Raw genomic sequence first — 19,573 nt, 5'->3', positions numbered from 1 at the left:
TCTACCACTGTTGATTTCATTTCTTTAGTTATATATAAATTTAGGTGTTTTTTCAATCGAGTATTTGATATGATATATAACTTCTGAGATAAGTAGTCTTTTGAAAAATAGGGTTTAAGCCTTTACAGTAAAAGAAAAAAGGTTCCCATGTTTGAGAACCTTCTTTTAATTAGTTTTTAGAAGCTGCTTGGAATTCAGGGTTTTTCCATGCTTCATCAATGATAGCTTGCAATTCTTTAGCAGATGCTTGCATTTTTTGAGTTTCAGCGTCGTTCAATGGGATGTTTACTGGACGAACGATACCGTGTGCACCAACAACAGCTGGTTGACCGATAAAGACGTTTTTAACACCGTATTGACCTTCTTGGAAGACTGAAAGTGGAAGTACTGCATTTTCGTCATCAAGGATTGCTTTTGTGATACGAGCAAGTGCTACTGCGATACCGTAGTAGGTAGCTCCTTTTTTGTTGATGATTGTGTAGGCAGCGTCACGAACACCTTCGAATAATTCAATCAATTCAGCTTCTTGAACGTTTTGAGTATCTTTAAGGAATTCTTCAAGGTTTACACCAGCGATGTTGGCATGTGACCAAACCGCAAATTCAGAATCTCCGTGTTCACCCATGATGTAGGCGTGAACTGAACGAGCATCAACATCCAATTTTTCAGCAAGTGCTTGACGGAAACGTGCTGAGTCAAGTGAAGTACCTGAACCGATAACACGTTCTTTAGGGAATCCAGAGAATTTCCAAGTTGAGTAAGTCAAAACATCAACTGGGTTAGCCGCAACAAGGAAGATACCATCAAAACCTGATTCAACGACTTGTGTTACAATTGATTTGTTGATAGCCAAGTTTTTACCTACAAGGTCAAGACGAGTTTCACCTGGTTTTTGAGGAGCACCTGCAGTGATAACAACAAGATCAGCGTCTGCACAGTCAGAGTATTGAGCAGCGTAGATTTTTTTAGGTGAAGTGAAGGCAAGGGCGTGGCTAAGGTCAAGCGCATCACCAACAGCTTTTTCGTGTAATTGTGGAATTTCGATAATTCCAAGCTCTTGTGCAATTCCTTGGTTAACAAGTGCAAAAGCGTAAGATGAACCTACGGCACCGTCACCAACAAGGATCACTTTTTTGTGTTGTTTAGTTGAAGTCATTATCTAAACATCTCCTTCATTTTTTTTAGGGGAATCCCCAGACACTTTCATTCTATCACTTTTAAAAAGCTTTGTCACGAATATTCTATTCGGTTATCGATGTAAACGTTTTAGTGGTTTTCAAAGACTGAAATGAAGGACAAATTATGGTATAATATATCTAATTACTAATAGTGAAATGAGGCATTTATTAATGCAGGATAGAAATTTAGTGAATGTCAATCTGACAAAGGAGATGAAGACCAGCTTTATCGATTACGCTATGAGTGTTATCGTTGCGCGGGCTCTTCCTGATGTTCGAGATGGTTTAAAACCTGTTCACCGCCGTATTCTTTACGGAATGAATGAACTAGGTGTTACACCAGACAAACCTCATAAAAAATCAGCCCGTATTACAGGGGATGTTATGGGTAAATACCACCCACACGGGGATTCATCTATTTATGAAGCCATGGTTCGTATGGCTCAGTGGTGGAGCTACCGTTACATGCTTGTCGATGGACATGGAAACTTTGGTTCCATGGACGGGGATGGTGCCGCCGCACAGCGTTACACTGAGGCTCGTATGAGCAAGATTGCTCTTGAAATGCTTCGTGACATCAATAAAAACACAGTTGATTTCGTAGACAACTACGATGCTAACGAACGTGAACCCTTGGTTTTGCCAGCTCGTTTTCCAAACCTTTTGGTCAATGGGGCAACGGGTATCGCTGTTGGGATGGCAACTAATATCCCACCCCACAACCTAGGTGAAACCATTGATGCGGTGAAGTTAGTCATGGACAATCCTGAAGTAACCACTAGGGATTTGATGGAAGTTTTACCTGGTCCAGATTTTCCAACTGGTGCCCTTGTCATGGGGAAATCAGGGATTCATAAGGCTTATGAGACTGGTAAGGGTTCCATTGTCCTTCGTTCTCGTACAGAGATTGAAACCACTAAGACGGGTCGTGAGCGCATCGTTGTAACGGAATTCCCTTATATGGTCAATAAAACCAAGGTACATGAGCATATTGTTCGCTTGGTTCAGGAAAAACGAATTGAGGGCATTACAGCTGTACGTGATGAGTCCAACCGTGAAGGGGTTCGCTTCATTATCGAAGTGAAGCGTGATGCTTCTGCAAATGTCATCCTCAATAACCTCTTCAAGATGACGCAGATGCAAACCAACTTTGGTTTCAACATGTTGGCGATTCAAAATGGCGTACCAAAAATCTTATCTCTTCGCCAAATTTTGGATGCTTATATTGAACACCAAAAAGAGGTAGTTGTTCGTCGTACCCGTTTTGACAAGGAAAAGGCAGAAGCGCGTGCGCACATCTTAGAAGGCCTTTTAATCGCGCTAGACCATATCGACGAAGTGATCCGTATCATCCGTGCTAGTGAAACGGATGCGGAAGCACAAGCTGAGTTGATGAGCAAGTTTAAGCTTTCTGAACGTCAAAGTCAGGCTATCCTTGATATGCGTCTTCGTCGTTTGACAGGATTGGAACGCGATAAGATTCAGTCTGAATATGATGAATTGATTGCCTTGATTGCAGATTTGACCGATATTCTTGCTAAACCAGAACGCGTAGTGCAAATCATAAAAGATGAATTAGATGAAGTAAAACGTAAATTTGGTGACAAACGTCGTACCGAGTTGATGGTTGGAGAAGTCTTAACTCTTGAAGATGAAGACTTGATTGAGGAGTCAGATGTCTTAATCACTCTTTCTAACAAGGGCTATATCAAACGTTTGGACCAAGGCGAATTCACTGCTCAAAAACGTGGTGGTCGTGGAGTCCAAGGTACGGGAGTTAAGGATGATGACTTTGTGCGTGAGTTGGTTTCAACCAGCACCCATGATCATTTGCTCTTCTTTACCAATAAAGGTCGTGTATACCGACTAAAAGGTTATGAAATTCCTGAATACGGTCGCACGGCCAAGGGATTGCCGGTTGTCAATCTTTTGAAGCTGGATGAAGGGGAGAGCATACAAACCATCATTAATGTTAAATCTGAACGTAGTGATGACGCCTATCTCTTCTTCACAACCCGTCACGGTATCGTGAAACGAACCAGTGTTAAAGAATTTGCTAATATCCGTCAAAATGGACTTAAAGCTTTGAATCTCAAGGATGAAGATGAACTGATTAATGTCTTGCTGACAGAAGAAGATACAGATATCATCATTGGTACTAAGTTTGGTTATGCCGTTCGCTTTAATCAATCAGCCGTTCGTGGTATGAGCCGTATCGCGACAGGTGTCCGAGGTGTTAACCTCCGTGATGGAGACACTGTAGTTGGTGCTAGTGTCATCACTGACCAGGACGAGGTCCTTATCATCACTGAAAAAGGTTATGGTAAACGTACTCTTGCAACTGAATATCCAACAAAAGGTCGTGGTGGTAAAGGGATGAAGACAGCCAATGTTGCTGAGAAGAATGGCCCTCTTGCAGGTCTCCTCACTGTTAAAGGAGATGAAGACCTGATGATTATCACGGATACAGGTGTTATGATCCGTACAAACGTTGCCAATATTTCACAAACAGGACGCTCAACTATGGGAGTTAAGGTGATGCGTCTAGACCAGGATGCCAAGATTGTGACCTTTACAACGGTTGATGCGGTAGAAAAAGAAGAAGTTGGGACTGAAAACGAAACAGAAGGTAAAGCATAATGTCTCATAAAAAAACGAAAAGTAAGAAGAATAAGCGTAGGAATCTATTTCTCAATATTTTAGCGGTTTTCTTAATTCTTTTATCCTTAGCTTTGATTTTTAATTCAAAGATTCGAGATCTCTTTATGGTGTGGAACACCAATAAATACCAAGTCAATCAGGTTACTAAAGAAAATATAGATGAAAATCTCAAAACAGAAGGAAATTTTGATTTTGATTCGGTTAAATCTATTTCATCTGAAGCAGTTCTAGCCGCTCAGTGGGACGCTCAGAAGCTTCCTGTTATTGGAGGAATTGCTATTCCCGAAGTGGAGATTAACTTGCCAATTTTCAAAGGGTTGGATAATGTAAACTTGTTCTACGGAGCAGGAACCATGAAACCAGACCAAAAAATGGGAGAGGGCAACTATTCTCTAGCGAGTCACCATATCTTTACTGCTGAAAATGCCAGTCAAATGCTCTTTTCACCTTTAGTTAACGCTAAAGCGGGTATGAAAATTTACCTGACCGATAAGGATAAGGTTTATACTTATGAGATTACGGAAGTTAAACACGTTACTCCGGACCGAGTAGATGAAATCGAAGATCGTGATGGTATCAAAGAAATCACATTGGTGACCTGTGTGGACTATAATGCGACAGAGCGGATTATTGTTAAAGGTGATTTTAAAGAAGTTAAAGCTTATTCAGAGACTCCTGAGGATATTTTGAAGGCCTTTAATCAACCGTATAGACAACGATATTAAGTTTGAAAAAACCAGTGAAACTATTTGTTTCACTGGTTTTTATGTAAAGAAAAGTAGAAGTTGGAAAAGCTATAAACGAAAGGATGAGGAGTATTATATGTGAAATAGTTGAAACAAAATTTTTAGATTCTTGCAGAAAACGCTTTCTGGAAAACAAAAAATATGTTATAATTATCACAAATAAAAGTTTAGGAGTTTTTTATGGTCTCTTCAGAATTTATCTCAAAGATTGAATTTGCTTGCAAGAAGAAAGAAAGTCTTTATAGACAAAGTAAGTTTAAGTATGCGATTCGTTCCATGTTTGCAGGTGCCTTTTTAACATTTAGTACGGCTGCAGGTGCAGTTGGGGCTGACTTGATTAATAAGATCGCTCCAGGTAGTGGACGTTTTCTCTTCCCATTTGTTTTTGCTTGGGGATTGGCCTACATTGTTTTCTTGAATGCTGAGCTAGTAACTTCAAATATGATGTTCTTGACAGCTGGTAGTTTCTTGAAGAAAATCTCTTGGAGAAAAACAGCTGAGATTTTACTATACTGTACCTTGTTCAACCTTATCGGAGCTTTGATAGCAGGTTGGGGCTTTGCTCACTCGGCAGCCTATGCAAATCTAACACATGATAGCTTCATTTCAGGAGTTGTAGAGATGAAGTTAGGTCGTTCCAATGAGCTAGTCTTGCTTGAAGGTATTTTAGCCAATATCTTTGTAAACATTGCCATTCTTTCATTTGTTTTGGTGAAAGACGGTGGCGCCAAACTTTGGCTGGTCCTATCAGCGATTTACATGTTTGTATTCTTAACAAACGAACACATTGCTGCGAACTTTGCTTCTTTTGCGATTGTTAAGTTTAGTGTTGCAGCTGATTCAATTGCTAACTTTGACATACCAAATATTCTTCGTCACTGGGGTGTAACCTTTGTCGGAAACTTTATCGGAGGTGGTCTCTTGATGGGCTTGCCATACGCCTTTCTCAATAAAAATGAAGATACTTATGTAGATTAACAAATGAGCACGAGTTAATCGTGCTTTTTTGTTTGATGTGTAAGACTAGTCATAGTTGTTCCTTATATCAAAATATAGAAAAACGGTATTGGAAAAGACTAGCCCAAGATGATACAATATCCCTAATGAAGCTATTTGGAGGTCGTCATATGACTCGTGATTTTAAATTTGAAACCCTACAATTACATGCTGGGCAAGTCGTTGATCCAGCGACCAAGTCTCGTGCAGTACCGATTTATCAAACAACATCCTTCGTTTTTGATGACACGCAGGAAGGTGCAGATCTGTTTGCTTTGAGAAAACCAGGCAATATCTATACTCGTATTACAAATCCTACAACAGCAGCATTTGAAGAAAGAATCGCGGCTCTTGAAGGTGGTGTTGGAGCACTAGCGACAGCATCAGGTATGGCTGCTGTAACCTACACTATTTTGGCGCTTGCTCACGCTGGTGACCATGTGGTGGCAGCGTCAACTATTTACGGTGGTACTTTCAATCTCTTGAAAGAAACCCTTCCTCGTTATGGAATCACAACTACCTTTGTAGATGTGGATAATTTGGAGGAAGTTGAAGCAGCTATCGGTGACAATACCAAACTTGTCTTGATTGAAACCTTAGGGAATCCCTTGATTAACATTCCCGACTTGGAAAAATTAGCTGAGATTGCGCATAAACACCAGATTCCACTTGTTTCGGACAACACCTTTGCCACACCATATTTGATTAACGTCTTCTCTCACGGTGTAGATATTTCCATTCACTCAGCAACTAAGTTTATCGGTGGACATGGTACGACTATTGGAGGAGTGATTGTCGATAGCGGTCGTTTTGACTGGGCAGCTTCAGGGAAGTTCCCTCAATTTGTTGAGGAAGACCCAAGCTACCATAACTTGAGCTATACTCGTGACGTGGGTGCTGCAGCCTTTATTATCGCTGTTCGTGTTCAATTGCTTCGTGATACAGGTGCGGCCTTGTCGCCATTTAATGCCTTCCTCTTGCTCCAAGGTCTCGAAACTCTCTCTCTTCGTGTTGAACGTCATGTGCAAAATGCAGAGAAAATTGTTGATTTCCTTGTCAACCATCCTAAGGTAGAAAAAGTTAACTATCCAAAACTAGCTGACAGTCCATACCATTCCTTGGCTGAGAAATATTTGCCAAAAGGTGTTGGTTCAATCTTTACCTTCCATGTTAAAGGTGGAGAGACAGAGGCTCGCAAGGTGATTGATAATTTGGAAATCTTCTCTGACCTTGCAAACGTAGCAGATGCCAAATCGCTTGTTGTCCATCCAGCGACAACCACTCACGGTCAGTTGTCAGAAAAAGATCTAGAAGCAGCAGGTGTCACACCAAACCAAATCCGCTTGTCTATCGGTCTTGAAAATGTAGAGGATTTGATTGAAGATTTGCGTTTGGCCTTGGAAAAAATTTAAAGTAAAAGATATAAACAGTGGGTTTCGACTCGCTGTTTTTGATTTTCCCTCAGGCATGATATAATGGTTACAGAAGTCTAGAAAGAGGAAAGTTATGAACGAAATCAAATGTCCCAACTGTGGGGAAGTCTTTACAGTAAATGAAAGTCAGTATGCCGAACTTTTATCCCAAGTGAGAACGACAGAGTTTGATAAGGAATTACACGATCGCATGAAGCAGGAGCTGGCCTTGGCTGAGCAGAAGGCTATGAATGAGCAACAGACTAAACTGGCTCAGAAAGATCAAGAAATTGCCCAACTGCAGAGTCAAATCCAAAACTTTGATACAGAGAAAGAGTTAGCTAAGAAAGAAGTTGAGCAGACAAGCCATGAGGCCTTATTGGCTAAGGACAAGGAAGTACAGACCTTGGAAAACCAACTGGCCACCTTGCGTTTGGAGCATGAAAATCAACTGCAAAAGACCCTTTCTGACTTAGAAAAAGAACGGGATCAAGTTAAAAATCAGCTCCTCTTGCAAGAAAAGGAAAATGAGTTATCTTTGGCTTCTGTTAAGCAAAATTACGAAGCCCAGCTTAAGGCAGCCAGTGAACAAGTCGAATTTTATAAGAATTTCAAAGCCCAACAATCCACAAAAGCTATCGGGGAAAGTTTGGAACAGTATGCAGAGAGTGAGTTTAACAAGGTTCGTAGTTTTGCCTTTCCAAATGCCTACTTTGAGAAGGATAACAAGGTCTCTGCGCGAGGATCTAAGGGGGACTTTATCTTCCGTGATTTTGATGAAAATGGTCTAGAATTCATTTCCATCATGTTTGAAATGAAAAACGAAGCGGATGGGACGGAGAAGAAGCATAAGAATGCAGATTTTTACAAGGAATTGGACAAGGACCGTCGGGAGAAGAACTGTGAGTATGCTGTTTTGGTGACCATGTTAGAAGCAGATAACGACTACTTTAACACAGGGATTATTGACGTCAGCCACGAGTATGAAAAGATGTATGTGGTCCGTCCTCAGTTCTTCATCCAGTTGATTGGTCTCCTGCGTAATGCGGCTCTTAATTCTCTCAAATACAAGCAAGAGTTAGCCTTGGTTCGGGAGCAGAATATCGATATTACGCATTTTGAAGAAGACTTGGATGCCTTCAAAGTAGCTTTTGCCAAAAACTACAACTCTGCTTCAACCAATTTTGGTAAAGCTATTGATGAAATCAATAAGGCCATCAAACGCATGGAAGAGGTCAAGAAGTTCCTAACTACATCTGAAAATCAACTTCGTCTTGCAAATAATAAACTGGAAGATGTTTCAGTTAAAAAATTGACCCGAAAAAATCCAACTATGAAAGCGAAATTTGAAGCGCTGAAGGGGGAGTGAGAAAGCAGTGGAAAATGAATTATTAGTATTGGGTACTGAAGAAGTAGATGAGTCTAAAAATATAAACTATGACGAATTAGAAGAACTATTGGAACAGCAATTTACAATGGAGTTTTCTAATCTCGAAAAATTAGAACTAGAATGTAAAGAGATTAGTTCACCAGATAAATTAGGAGATGTTATTTTAGATGAAATCTGGGATCAATTTGCGAATCAAATTGGTTTAGATATGACAAGTGACACGCTTCTTAAGCAGTATAACGATAAACATCCTAATGGTTATACAAAAGAAGAGGGTGCTAAAATAATGAAAGATAAAAGGTATACTGATGCAAATAATGCTATGAAAGAAAAGCAAAAATTTGGAAATTTAAAGGATGAATATACTGGAAAAACTTTAAAATTAAATGAAAACGCAAATTTGGATCACGTTGTAGCACGTAAACAAATTTTTGAAAATTCTTGGAGAAAGATTGCTGATATAGATACTGCCGATTTAGCAAACAAAAAGGAAAATTTAGCAGCAACTAATGAATCACTTAATAAAAGTAAAGGTGCAAAATCTAATAGCGAGTATATAAAGGATAGAGAAGTAAGAGAAAAAAATCTAAAAGAACAAGTTGAAGAAGCTAATAAAAAAATTGATAAGAAGGATATTTCAGATTCCGAAAAACGAAATCTTAAAGCTATAAACGAAAAAAGATTAAATGATAAATACATTTTGCATGATTCTGCAAAAGAAACATTAAAAAAATATTTAGAATTACATAGTAACAATCCTGAAAATAAAAATGCAAATGGGCGATTTGTAAGAAATGTATTTGATAGGATAGCACGTTCTAGCGCACGTGTAAAAAAATGCTACAAAGTCAAATTGAGCAATTGCGCGATGATTTTGAGCGTGAACGTACTCAACTAGTGGATCAAATCGATCAAAAAGACAAGCAGATTGCTGACATGATCGGAATCTATCATTTAGAGGTAAAAATAATGGAGGGAATTTAAATGGGATTTAGGATATTCATGCTAATCGTAGTTTTACTTATTCCGTTAACTATGCTTTTATTTGGCTGGCTATTTTTCAGGAGAACACCGAAAGAAATCAATTATGTATTCGGATACCGAACAAAAAGGTCCATGAGGAATGAAGAAACATGGAAGTTTGCGAATCAATATCTTGGGAAAGTATGGTATCTTTGCGGACTACTTTCAGCACCTCTCTCCGTGATTGCCATGGCCATTGTTTTTGAAAAGGGAACGGAGACAATGAGTACTGTTGGCTTTATTATCACGATGATTCAGACAATCCCTTTAGTTGGCGCGATGATTTCAACAGAGATTGCATTGAAGAAAAACTTTGATGAAAACGGGAGAAGGAAATAAACGAGGTATATCCATCACTAGAAGAAAAGCAGCAAATCTTTTGTTACAAAAGATAATTACATTACAATTCTTGAAGAAGATATTTCATGAATGAAATCAGAAAGCAACACATGAACGGTATTATCAACTTAAAAAAAGAAGCGGGGATGACTTCGCATGATGCAGTTTTTAAACTGCGTAAGATTTTGGGAACCAAGAAGATTGGTCATGGTGGGACCTTGGATCCGGATGTAGTGGGAGTTCTGCCAATCGCGGTTGGCAAGGCAACCCGTATGGTCGAATTTATGCAGGACGAGGGCAAGGTCTATGAGGGGGAAATCACTCTTGGCTATTCAACGACGACCGAGGATGCAAGTGGAGAAGTGGTCACGGAGACCCCTGTTTTGTCGCCCTTGGATGAAACCATTGTCGATGAAGCGATTGTGAGCCTGACTGGGCCTATTACTCAGATTCCACCTATGTACTCGGCTGTCAAGGTTAATGGTCGCAAGCTCTATGAGTATGCGCGTGCTGGTCAGGAAGTGGAGCGTCCAGAACGTCAGGTGACTATTTATCAGTTTGAGCGAACAAGTCCGATTTCTTATGAGGGCGAACTTGCGCGTTTTACCTTTCGTGTGAAATGCAGTAAGGGGACTTATATCCGTACCTTGTCTGTTGACTTGGGAGAGAAGCTGGGTTATGCGGCCCATATGTCCCATTTGACTCGGACGAGTGCAGCAGGTTTACAACTGGAGGATGCTCTTACCTTGGACGAAATTGCTGAAAAAGTGGAGGTTGGTCAACTGGACTTCCTCCATCCTCTTGAGATTGGGACAGGGGACCTTGTCAAAGTTTTCCTAACTCCAGAACAGGCTACAGAAGTGCGGTTTGGTCGTTTTATTGAGTTAGAACAAACAGACAAAGAATTAGCTGCCTTTGAAGGTGATAAATTGCTTGCCATTTTAGAAAAAAGGGACAATTTCTACAAACCAAGAAAGGTTTTTGGCTAGTCTAACTGGAGTGTGGGATGGATTTGTTTCCCCTAGACTATCCAAATCAGACTATAAATTTTGCAAAAAATGTGATATAATAGACCACGGATAGAAAAACGGAGGATAGCATGCAAAATAGACCAATCATTATCGGAGTGACAGGTGGTTCTGGTGGAGGAAAGACAAGTGTTTCAAGAGCCATTTTATCGCACTTTCCTGATGAAAAGATTTCCATGATTGAGCATGATTCATACTACAAGGATCAGTCTCACTTGACCTTTGAAGAGCGTGTCAAAACAAACTACGACCATCCATTTGCCTTTGATACAGACTTGATGATCGAGCAGATTAAGGAATTGTTGGCAGGGCGCCCAGTGGATATCCCGACTTATGACTATACAGCGCATACACGGAGTAGCAAGACCTATCGTCAGGAGCCTCAGGATGTCTTTATCGTTGAGGGGATTCTGGTCTTGGAGGACAAGCGTCTGCGCGATTTGATGGATATCAAGATTTTTGTGGATACAGATGATGATGTGCGCATTATTCGTCGTATCAAGCGTGATATGGAGGAGCGTGGCCGTAGTCTAGATAGCGTTATTGATCAGTATTTGGGTGTGGTCAAACCCATGTACCACCAGTTCATTGAGCCGACCAAGCGTTATGCTGATATCGTCATTCCTGAGGGAGTCAGCAATACCGTTGCTATCGACCTTTTGACCACAAAGATTGCAAAGATTTTGGAAGAAGCGCGAAACAGCAAATAATCAGATGAGGAGGCATGACCTCCTTTTTCTATTTTTCCTTTCGTTTCGGTAGGAAAAAGGTGATTTTTAAGCATGTTTTTGGTATAATAATACCCATGGAAAAGCAAGAAAATGAATAGTAGGTGGAGATGGAAAAGTATTTATCGGTAACAACTTTGACCAAGTATCTGAAAATGAAATTCGATAAAGACCCTTACTTGGAACGGGTCTATTTAACTGGTCAAGTTTCCAACTTTCGTAAACGACCTACTCACCAATATTTCTCTTTAAAAGATGACCATGCAGTTATTCAAGCGACCATCTGGTCAGGGATCTATCAGAAATTAGGTTTCGACCTCGAAGAGGGAATGAAGATCAATGTGATTGGGCGTGTGCAGGTCTATGAACCGAGCGGGAGCTACTCTATCATCATTGAGAAGGCTGAACCTGATGGAGTTGGAGCGCTTGCGATTCAGTTTGAACAACTCAAGAAAAAACTAACGGAAGAAGGTTTATTTCAAGAACGCTTCAAGCAACCTCTTCCCCAATTTTCTAAGAGAATCGGTGTGGTAACCAGTCGCAGTGGAGCCGTTATTCGAGATATTATCACGACCGTCAGCAGACGGTTTCCAGGTGTTGATATCCTTCTCTATCCGACTAAGGTACAAGGTGATGGAGCTGCGGAGGAAATTGCTCGAAATATTGCGCGTGCCAATCAACGTGAGGACCTAGATGTTCTCATTATTGGTCGTGGAGGTGGTTCCATCGAGGATCTCTGGGCCTTTAACGAAGAAATTGTGGTACGGGCTATTTTTGAATCTCGCTTGCCAATCATTTCTAGTGTTGGGCATGAGACAGATGTGACCTTGGCGGATTTTGTGGCAGATAGACGGGCTGCGACGCCAACAGCTGCGGCTGAACTGGCAACACCTGTGACTAAGTTGGATCTCTTGACCCATTTGCAAAATCAGGAAAAACGGATGGCGACAGCTGTACAAAATGTCCTGTCAAGAAAAAAAGAAGCTCTGAAAAAATGTAGTCAGTCTGTTATCTTTAGACAACCAGAGCGCTTGTATGACGGCTATTTGCAACGATTAGATCAACTACAACTGCGCTTAAAACAAAGTTTGCGAACACGGATTTCTGATAGCAACCAGCTAGTCCAAGCAAGGACGCATCAACTAGTCCAATTATCACCTGTCACTAAAATCCAACGCTATCAGGACCGGTTAGGTCAGTTGGACAAGCTCCTCCATAGCCAAATGGCTCTGGTTTATGATGCCAAGGTTGCTGAGGTCAAGCGACTTTCGGAGGCCTTGCTGATGTTGGATACGAGCCGAATTGTTGCGCGTGGTTATGCAATTGTCAAAAAAGAAGAGTCCGTTGTGGATTCGGTTGAGAAGTTGAAGAAAAAAGACCAAGTGACGCTTTTGATGCGAGACGGTCAGGTAGAATTAGAGGTTAAAGATGTCAAAACAAAAGAAATTTGAGGAGAACCTAGCAGAACTTGAGACCATTGTCCAAAGTTTGGAAAATGGTGAAATCGCTCTGGAAGATGCGATTGCTGCTTTTCAAAAGGGCATGGTCTTGTCAAAAGAGCTCCAAGCGACCTTGGACAAGGCTGAAAAGACCTTGGTCAAGGTCATGCAGGAAGACGGAACAGAAAGTGATTTTGAATGAAGAAGCAAGAAAAATTAGCTCTTATCGAGTCGGCTTTGGAAGATTTTTATGGAGACCAGCAGTTTGCTTCTAGTTTACGAGAAGCTGTTCTCTATTCCATTCATGCTGGTGGCAAGCGTATTCGGCCTTTTCTCTTGCTAGAGGTTCTGGAATCCTTGCACGTTACTATTAGACCAGCACATGCTCAAGTGGCTGCGGCTTTGGAAATGATTCATACAGGAAGCTTGATTCACGATGATCTTCCTGCCATGGATGATGATGATTACCGTCGGGGACGGTTGACCAATCATAAGAAATTCGGTGAAGCTATGGCAATTTTGGCAGGAGATGCTTTGTTCCTAGATCCTTACGCCTTAATAGCGCAGGTAGATTTGCCAAGTCAGATCAAGGTGGACTTGATTGTCAACTTATCCCTTGCTTCAGGAAGTCTAGGAATGGTTGCAGGGCAGGTTTTAGATATGGAAGGCGAACACCAGCATTTGTCCTTGGAAGAACTCCAGACCATTCATGCCAATAAGACTGGGAAATTACTAGCTTATCCCTTCCAAGCCGCCGCTATCATAGCAGAATTAGCGCCTGAAATCCAAGCAAAACTGAAAACGGTTGGTGAATTAATCGGACTGGCCTTTCAAGTCAGAGATGATGTGCTGGATGTGACCGCTAGTTTTGAGGAAATCGGCAAGATTCCGCAAAAGGATTTACAGGCAGAAAAGTCAACCTATCCAGCCTTGTTGGGTTTGGAGGAGGCGATTGCCTTTTGTAACCAAACCTTGGATCAAGCTAATGAAAAATTAGAGGAAATTGCCCAGCAGGTTCCCTTTGAAACAGAATCAATTGTAAGAGTAGTAGAAAGTTTGAGAATCAATGGCTAAGGAAAGAGTGGATGTACTAGCTTATAAACAGGGCTTGTTTGAAACGCGAGAACAGGCCAAGCGCGGTGTAATGGCAGGTCTAGTCGTAGCTGTCCTGAATGGGGAGCGCTTTGACAAACCAGGAGAGAAAATCCCAGATGACACTGAGCTAAAACTCAAGGGTGAAAAACTCAAGTATGTCAGTCGTGGTGGTCTAAAACTGGAGAAGGCCTTGCAGGCCTTTGATTTGTCAGTGGAGGGAGCAACCACTATTGATATTGGGGCTTCTACCGGAGGCTTTACCGATGTCATGCTGCAAAATGGTGCTGAGTTAGTCTTTGCAGTCGATGTTGGCACCAATCAGTTGGCTTGGAAATTACGCCAAGACCCACGGGTTGTCAGCATGGAGCAGTTTAATTTTCGTTATGCTGAAAAGACTGATTTCGAAAAGGAGCCGAGCTTTGCCAGTATTGATGTGAGTTTCATTTCCCTCAGTCTGATTTTGCCTGCCTTGCACCGTGTCTTAGCAGATCAAGGGCAGGTGGTAGCACTTGTCAAACCTCAGTTTGAAGCAGGTCGTGAGCAAATCGGGAAAAATGGAATCATTCGCGATGCCAAGGTTCATCAAACTGTCCTTGAATCTGTCACTGCTATGGCGGTTGAACAAGGTTTTTCAGTGGTTGGATTAGACTATTCACCAATCCAAGGAGGACATGGAAACATCGAATTTCTGGCATATTTGAAAAAGGAAGAGGGAGCAAGCAATCAAGTTGCCCCCAAAATAGAAAAAGTTGTAGAGAGAGCACATAGAGAATTTAAAGATGAATAAAAAAGAGAGACTTGAAAAAATTAGAAGATTTGTTACGGATTATCAGATCGGGACTCAGGAAGAAATTGTTGAGTACTTGAGGGAAGCAGGTATTTCTGCTACTCAGGCTACTGTCTCAAGGGACATCAAGGAGCTGGGGATTGTTAAAATTCCTTTGAAAAATAACACTTATATCTATGAGTTGCCAAAATCAATCGTCAAAAGTTTGCAGTTGGCTGAGGACAATATTGTGAGTTCTGAGTTAATGGGAAATATGATCAACCTTGCTGTCATTCCTGGAAATACTATTTTTGTGAAGAGTCAGTTGGTTGAGGCATTTCCTGAACAGATTTTTAGCTGTCTAGCTGATGATGATTCTATCTTAATTGTAGCTAGAACAGTAGAGGCAGCTGAAGAAATTGTTGAACAAGTCAAAAAATGGTAGGTCAGTATGTTACTTGAAATTTCGATAAAAAACTTTGCCATTATTGAGGCGATTTCCCTCAATTTTGAAAAGGGTATGACTGTTTTGACCGGGGAAACGGGTGCTGGAAAGTCTATCATTATCGACGCTATGAATCTCATGTTGGGGGCTCGTGCAACGATAGACGTTATTCGTCATGGTGCGCCAAAGGCGGAGATAGAGGGGCTTTTCTCGGTTGAAAATAGTCGCCTTTTACAGGAACTTTTTGAAGAGCAAGGTTTGGAAATGGGTGATGAAATTATCATCCGCCGGGAAATTTTGCAAAATGGTCGTAGTGTTAGTCGCGTGAATGGTCAGATGGTCAATCTTTCTGTCTTGCGTGCTATTGGGCAACACCTTGTAGATATCCATGGTCAGCATGACCAAGAGGAGTTAATGCGTCCTCAACTGCACATCCAGATGTTGGATGAATTTGGCGATGCTGCTTTCTTGGAGTTGAAGGAGACCTATCAGACGAGTTTTGACGCCTATCGCAAAATGCGTAAGCAGGTTCTAGAAGTCAAGAAAAACCAGCAGGAACATAAGGCTCGTATTGAGATGTTGGAATGTCAAATGGCAGAGATTGAGGTAGCGAACTTACAGGCTGGTGAAGACTTGGCTCTCAACCAAGAACGAGATAAACTCCTCAATCATAAGAACATTGCGGATACGCTAACCAATGCCTATAGCATGTTGGACAATGAGGAGTTTTCTAGCCTAGCTAATGTTCGTTCAGCCATGAATGACATGGAAAGTGTCGAAGAATACGATCCTGAATACCGTGAAATTTCAAGTTCTCTGTCTGAGACCTACTATGTTTTAGAAGATATTACCAAGCGTTTGGAAGATATTATTGAGGACTTGGATTTTGATGGCAATCGCCTCATGCAGGTTGAGAATCGCCTAGATCTTCTGAATACTATTACCCGCAAGTACGGTGGGACTGTAGACGATGTTTTACTTTACTTCGCCAAGATTACGGATGAGTACAATCTCTTGACTGGAAATAATCTTTCTTCCGAAGACATGGAAACAGAGCTCAAGAAATTGGAAGTTAATCTTGTTGATTTGGCAGGTCAGCTTGCATCTGCTCGTCATGATTTGGCCCAGAAACTGGAAGCTGAGATTAAGCAAGAACTGCAAGACCTCTATATGGAGAAGGCACAATTCCAGGTTCGCTTTAGCAAGGGAAAATTTAGTCGTGAGGGGAATGAAACGGTCGAGTTTTACATTTCCACCAACCCTGGTGAAGACTTTAAACCCTTGGTCAAAGTTGCGTCCGGTGGGGAATTATCCCGTCTCATGTTGGCTATCAAGTCTGCCTTTTCTCGCAAAGAAGGCAAGACCAGTATTGTCTTTGATGAGGTGGATACGGGAGTTTCAGGTCGTGTGGCCCAAGCCATCGCTCAAAAGATTCATAAGATAGGCCAGCATGGTCAGGTTCTTGCTATCTCTCACCTTCCACAAGTGATTGCCATTGCGGATTATCAATTCTTTATTGAGAAGATTAGCGATGAGCACTCAACGGTGTCGACGGTTCGCCTCTTGGCTTTAGAAGAGCGAGTAGAGGAAGTAGCTAAGATGTTGGCTGGGGAAAATGTAACCGAAGCTGCCCTTACCCAAGCCAGAGAATTATTGCAAACGAGGATGAAATAAATGACAGACTATTATGTAATTGGAGATGTTCACGGAAAGGCAGGTATGCTAGAAGATCTGCTCAAAACCTGGGATGGTCAAACTCAGCTGCTCTTTCTGGGGGATTTAATTGACCGTGGTGAAGACAGTCGACGTGTTCTAGAAATGGTCAAAGACTTGGTCGACAATCATGGAGCTATCTGTCTATCAGGAAACCATGAGTATATGTTTCTGACTTGGCTCGATGACCCAGAAGAAAGCTATGACCATTATCGTCGCAATGGTGGAGATACAACCATTAACTCTATTTTAGGTCGTCCCTTGGATGCACCAGTTGATGGCGTAGAAGATGCCAAACGGGTTGCGACTGAAGCAGCAGACTTGGTCGAATTTATTCGTCAAATGCCATTTGTAGTAGAGACAGACAAGTATATCTTTGTTCACGCGGGTATTGACTTGACCTTGGATGATTGGCATGAAACAACAGATTACAAGAAAGTCTGGCTCAGAAAACCATTCCACGAAGCCGAAAATCATACTGGAAAAACCATTGTCTTTGGGCATACACCAGTTTATGGTTTGCTAAAGCAAGACCGAGGTACTGCTGAGCTTTGGATAACAGAGGATGGCAAGATTGGCATGGATGGAGGAGCTGTTTATGGTGGTGTCCTTCATGGGATTGTCTTTACTGACCAAGGAATGACCGAACACCACTTTATCGAGAATGATGGCTTTATTGCCGAAGATTAGTACTCCTAGCAGGGTATGGTCTTGTCAAAATGTTAAAAACAATTTATAATTAATAGATACCCTGAAAGGAAGAGCATCATGAACTTAGAAGATTTGAAAAAACGACAGGAGAAGATTCGGAACTTCTCTATCATCGCCCATATTGACCATGGGAAATCAACCTTAGCAGACCGCATTTTGGAAAAGACGGAGACCGTTTCTAGTCGTGAAATGCAAGCCCAGCTTCTGGATAGTATGGATCTTGAGCGGGAACGTGGGATTACCATCAAGTTGAATGCCATCGAGCTTAATTACACTGCTAAAGATGGCGAGACCTATATTTTCCACTTGATTGACACGCCAGGGCATGTGGACTTTACCTATGAAGTGTCGCGTTCGCTAGCAGCCTGTGAAGGAGCGATTTTGGTGGTTGATGCGGCCCAAGGGATTGAGGCGCAAACTCTTGCTAACGTTTATCTAGCCTTGGATAATGATTTGGAAATTCTGCCAGTCATTAACAAGATTGACCTACCAGCAGCTGATCCAGAGCGTGTGCGTACAGAGATTGAGGATGTCATCGGACTGGATGCCAGTGAAGCAGTCTTAGCTTCAGCCAAAGCTGGTATTGGTATTGAAGAAATTCTTGAGCAGATCGTTGAAAAAGTGCCAGCTCCAACGGGTGATGTTGCAGCGCCACTCAAAGCATTGATTTTCGACTCAGTTTATGATGCTTATCGCGGGGTCATTCTCCAAGTGCGTGTTATGGACGGAGTGGTTAAACCTGGCGATAAGATTCAACTCATGAGCAATGGCAAGACCTTTGATGTGACTGAGGTGGGAATTTTCACACCGAAAGCAGTAGGGCGCGATTTCCTTGCGACTGGTGACGTTGGTTACATTGCAGCTTCTATCAAGACGGTTCAAGATACCCGTGTGGGTGATACAGTTACCTTGGCAACCAATCCTGCGGAAGAGCCATTACATGGCTACAAGCAAATGAATCCTATGGTCTTTGCAGGGCTTTATCCAATCGAGTCTAATAAATACAATGACCTTCGTGAAGCCCTTGAAAAATTGCAACTCAACGATGCCAGCCTTCAGTTTGAACCAGAAACATCGCAGGCGCTTGGATTCGGTTTCCGTTGTGGATTCCTTGGGCTTCTCCATATGGATGTTATCCAAGAGCGTTTAGAGCGCGAGTTCAACATTGACCTCATTATGACAGCTCCGTCTGTTATTTACAAGGTTAACTTGACCGACGGGGAGTCTATGGATGTGTCTAACCCGTCTGAGTTTCCAGATCCAACCAAGATTGCGACCATTGAAGAACCGTATGTTAAGGCGCAAATCATGGTACCGCAGGAGTTTGTCGGAGCGGTGATGGAACTGGCTCAGCGCAAACGTGGGGATTTTGTGACCATGGACTATATTGATGATAATCGTGTGAATGTTATCTATCAAATTCCACTTGCTGAAATTGTCTTTGACTTCTTTGATAAGCTTAAGTCTTCGACGCGTGGTTATGCAAGTTTTGACTACGAATTGTCAGAGTATCGCCCATCTAAACTGGTCAAAATGGATATCCTTCTCAATGGTGATAAGGTCGATGCCCTCAGCTTTATCGTTCACAAGGATTTTGCCTACGAACGTGGGAAACTCATCGTGGATAAGCTCAAGAAAATCATCCCTCGTCAACAATTTGAAGTGCCGATTCAAGCAGCTATTGGGCACAAAATTGTGGCTCGTACGGATATCAAGGCCCTTCGTAAGAACGTACTTGCCAAGTGTTACGGTGGTGACGTTTCTCGTAAACGCAAACTCCTTGAAAAACAAAAAGCTGGTAAGAAACGAATGAAGGCTATCGGATCAGTAGAAGTCCCACAAGAAGCCTTCCTTAGCGTCTTGAGCATGGATGAAGAATAGAAATAAAACTCTTGAAGATTTT

At 41.7% G+C, this 19,573-nt stretch carries 18 protein-coding genes; 17 read left to right on the top strand and 1 reads right to left on the bottom strand.

The annotated features are described in order from the left end of the window. Positions 1-169: 169 nt before the first annotated feature. The gene (locus tag MK396_RS06105; RefSeq protein WP_000204722.1) at positions 170-1,156 is read right to left on the bottom strand and encodes an L-lactate dehydrogenase; all 987 of its coding nucleotides are present in this window, start codon (positions 1,154-1,156) and stop codon (positions 170-172) included. Positions 1,157-1,349: 193 nt separating this feature from the next. Here MK396_RS06105 and gyrA point away from each other — a divergent pair, with 193 nt between their 5' ends. The 17 genes from gyrA (at position 1,350) to lepA (ending at position 19,551) form a co-directional block, all read left to right on the top strand. Next, the gene (gene gyrA, locus MK396_RS06100; protein ID WP_268723999.1) at positions 1,350-3,818 is read left to right on the top strand and encodes a DNA gyrase subunit A; all 2,469 of its coding nucleotides are present in this window, start codon (positions 1,350-1,352) and stop codon (positions 3,816-3,818) included. Continuing rightward, the gene (locus tag MK396_RS06095) at positions 3,818-4,564 is read left to right on the top strand and encodes a class A sortase (protein ID WP_268723998.1); all 747 of its coding nucleotides are present in this window, start codon (positions 3,818-3,820) and stop codon (positions 4,562-4,564) included. The genes gyrA and MK396_RS06095 overlap by 1 nt, the downstream gene beginning before the upstream one ends. A 201-nt stretch (positions 4,565-4,765) precedes the next feature. Next, positions 4,766-5,563: a formate/nitrite transporter family protein gene (locus MK396_RS06090; RefSeq protein ID WP_268723997.1), complete on the top strand. Its 798-nt coding sequence runs from the start codon at positions 4,766-4,768 to the stop codon at positions 5,561-5,563. Positions 5,564-5,712: 149 nt separating this feature from the next. Continuing rightward, positions 5,713-6,993: an O-acetylhomoserine aminocarboxypropyltransferase/cysteine synthase family protein gene (locus MK396_RS06085; protein ID WP_254725866.1), complete on the top strand. Its 1,281-nt coding sequence runs from the start codon at positions 5,713-5,715 to the stop codon at positions 6,991-6,993. A gap of 94 nt (positions 6,994-7,087) precedes the next feature. Further along, positions 7,088-8,362 (top strand): DUF2130 domain-containing protein, encoded by a 1,275-nt coding sequence (locus tag MK396_RS06080; protein ID WP_268723996.1) that lies wholly within the window; start codon positions 7,088-7,090, stop codon positions 8,360-8,362. A gap of 7 nt (positions 8,363-8,369) precedes the next feature. Next, positions 8,370-9,281, top strand: coding sequence for a hypothetical protein (locus tag MK396_RS06075; protein WP_268723995.1), 912 nt, complete (start codon positions 8,370-8,372; stop codon positions 9,279-9,281). An 86-nt stretch (positions 9,282-9,367) separates the two neighbouring features. After that, positions 9,368-9,745: an SdpI family protein gene (locus MK396_RS06070; protein WP_025169269.1), complete on the top strand. Its 378-nt coding sequence runs from the start codon at positions 9,368-9,370 to the stop codon at positions 9,743-9,745. 110 nt (positions 9,746-9,855) lie between these two features. Beyond that, positions 9,856-10,734, top strand: a complete 879-nt coding sequence (gene truB, locus MK396_RS06065) for a tRNA pseudouridine(55) synthase TruB (RefSeq protein WP_268724028.1) — start codon at positions 9,856-9,858, stop codon at positions 10,732-10,734. A 110-nt stretch (positions 10,735-10,844) separates the two neighbouring features. Beyond that, positions 10,845-11,483, top strand: coding sequence for a uridine kinase (gene udk / locus MK396_RS06060; protein WP_001181369.1), 639 nt, complete (start codon positions 10,845-10,847; stop codon positions 11,481-11,483). Between the two features lie 128 nt (positions 11,484-11,611). Next, positions 11,612-12,952 (top strand): exodeoxyribonuclease VII large subunit, encoded by a 1,341-nt coding sequence (xseA, locus tag MK396_RS06055; RefSeq protein ID WP_268723994.1) that lies wholly within the window; start codon positions 11,612-11,614, stop codon positions 12,950-12,952. After that, complete coding sequence (locus MK396_RS06050) at positions 12,930-13,142, top strand: exodeoxyribonuclease VII small subunit (protein ID WP_000043226.1); 213 nt, start codon at positions 12,930-12,932, stop codon at positions 13,140-13,142. Before xseA ends, MK396_RS06050 begins: the two co-directional genes overlap by 23 nt. Next, on the top strand, positions 13,139-14,014 hold the full coding sequence (locus tag MK396_RS06045; protein WP_268723993.1) for a polyprenyl synthetase family protein: 876 nt from the start codon (positions 13,139-13,141) through the stop codon (positions 14,012-14,014). Before MK396_RS06050 ends, MK396_RS06045 begins: the two co-directional genes overlap by 4 nt. Continuing rightward, a complete protein-coding gene (locus MK396_RS06040) occupies positions 14,007-14,822 on the top strand; it encodes a TlyA family RNA methyltransferase (protein ID WP_268723992.1) in 816 nt (271 codons plus the stop codon). The genes MK396_RS06045 and MK396_RS06040 overlap by 8 nt, the downstream gene beginning before the upstream one ends. Continuing rightward, on the top strand, positions 14,815-15,246 hold the full coding sequence (locus MK396_RS06035; RefSeq protein WP_268723991.1) for an arginine repressor: 432 nt from the start codon (positions 14,815-14,817) through the stop codon (positions 15,244-15,246). Before MK396_RS06040 ends, MK396_RS06035 begins: the two co-directional genes overlap by 8 nt. A gap of 6 nt (positions 15,247-15,252) precedes the next feature. Then, positions 15,253-16,920: a DNA repair protein RecN gene (gene recN, locus MK396_RS06030; protein WP_268723990.1), complete on the top strand. Its 1,668-nt coding sequence runs from the start codon at positions 15,253-15,255 to the stop codon at positions 16,918-16,920. Continuing rightward, positions 16,921-17,649 (top strand): metallophosphoesterase family protein, encoded by a 729-nt coding sequence (locus MK396_RS06025; RefSeq protein ID WP_125422609.1) that lies wholly within the window; start codon positions 16,921-16,923, stop codon positions 17,647-17,649. A gap of 78 nt (positions 17,650-17,727) precedes the next feature. Further along, on the top strand, positions 17,728-19,551 hold the full coding sequence (gene lepA, locus MK396_RS06020) for a translation elongation factor 4 (RefSeq protein ID WP_268723989.1): 1,824 nt from the start codon (positions 17,728-17,730) through the stop codon (positions 19,549-19,551). The last annotated feature ends 22 nt before the right edge of the window (positions 19,552-19,573 follow it).

The organism is Streptococcus oralis, from assembly GCF_026782235.1.
Taxonomy (GTDB): Bacteria; Bacillota; Bacilli; order Lactobacillales; family Streptococcaceae; genus Streptococcus; species Streptococcus oralis_CC.
Note: the sequence above shows the minus strand (reverse complement) of the source record. Positions and strands in the feature narration are given on the sequence as shown.

What these genes read in the sequence shown, in the direction of transcription:
- MK396_RS06105 (WP_000204722.1), bottom strand. Translation starts at nt 1,156, where the DNA reads ATGACTTCAACTAAACAACACAAAAAAGTGATCCTTGTTGGTGACGGT.
- gyrA (WP_268723999.1), top strand. Translation starts at nt 1,350, where the DNA reads ATGCAGGATAGAAATTTAGTGAATGTCAATCTGACAAAGGAGATGAAG.
- MK396_RS06095 (WP_268723998.1), top strand. Translation starts at nt 3,818, where the DNA reads ATGTCTCATAAAAAAACGAAAAGTAAGAAGAATAAGCGTAGGAATCTA.
- MK396_RS06090 (WP_268723997.1), top strand. Translation starts at nt 4,766, where the DNA reads ATGGTCTCTTCAGAATTTATCTCAAAGATTGAATTTGCTTGCAAGAAG.
- MK396_RS06085 (WP_254725866.1), top strand. Translation starts at nt 5,713, where the DNA reads ATGACTCGTGATTTTAAATTTGAAACCCTACAATTACATGCTGGGCAA.
- MK396_RS06080 (WP_268723996.1), top strand. Translation starts at nt 7,088, where the DNA reads ATGAACGAAATCAAATGTCCCAACTGTGGGGAAGTCTTTACAGTAAAT.
- MK396_RS06070 (WP_025169269.1), top strand. Translation starts at nt 9,368, where the DNA reads ATGGGATTTAGGATATTCATGCTAATCGTAGTTTTACTTATTCCGTTA.
- truB (WP_268724028.1), top strand. Translation starts at nt 9,856, where the DNA reads ATGAACGGTATTATCAACTTAAAAAAAGAAGCGGGGATGACTTCGCAT.
- udk (WP_001181369.1), top strand. Translation starts at nt 10,845, where the DNA reads ATGCAAAATAGACCAATCATTATCGGAGTGACAGGTGGTTCTGGTGGA.
- xseA (WP_268723994.1), top strand. Translation starts at nt 11,612, where the DNA reads ATGGAAAAGTATTTATCGGTAACAACTTTGACCAAGTATCTGAAAATG.
- MK396_RS06050 (WP_000043226.1), top strand. Translation starts at nt 12,930, where the DNA reads ATGTCAAAACAAAAGAAATTTGAGGAGAACCTAGCAGAACTTGAGACC.
- MK396_RS06045 (WP_268723993.1), top strand. Translation starts at nt 13,139, where the DNA reads ATGAAGAAGCAAGAAAAATTAGCTCTTATCGAGTCGGCTTTGGAAGAT.
- MK396_RS06040 (WP_268723992.1), top strand. Translation starts at nt 14,007, where the DNA reads ATGGCTAAGGAAAGAGTGGATGTACTAGCTTATAAACAGGGCTTGTTT.
- MK396_RS06035 (WP_268723991.1), top strand. Translation starts at nt 14,815, where the DNA reads ATGAATAAAAAAGAGAGACTTGAAAAAATTAGAAGATTTGTTACGGAT.
- recN (WP_268723990.1), top strand. Translation starts at nt 15,253, where the DNA reads ATGTTACTTGAAATTTCGATAAAAAACTTTGCCATTATTGAGGCGATT.
- MK396_RS06025 (WP_125422609.1), top strand. Translation starts at nt 16,921, where the DNA reads ATGACAGACTATTATGTAATTGGAGATGTTCACGGAAAGGCAGGTATG.
- lepA (WP_268723989.1), top strand. Translation starts at nt 17,728, where the DNA reads ATGAACTTAGAAGATTTGAAAAAACGACAGGAGAAGATTCGGAACTTC.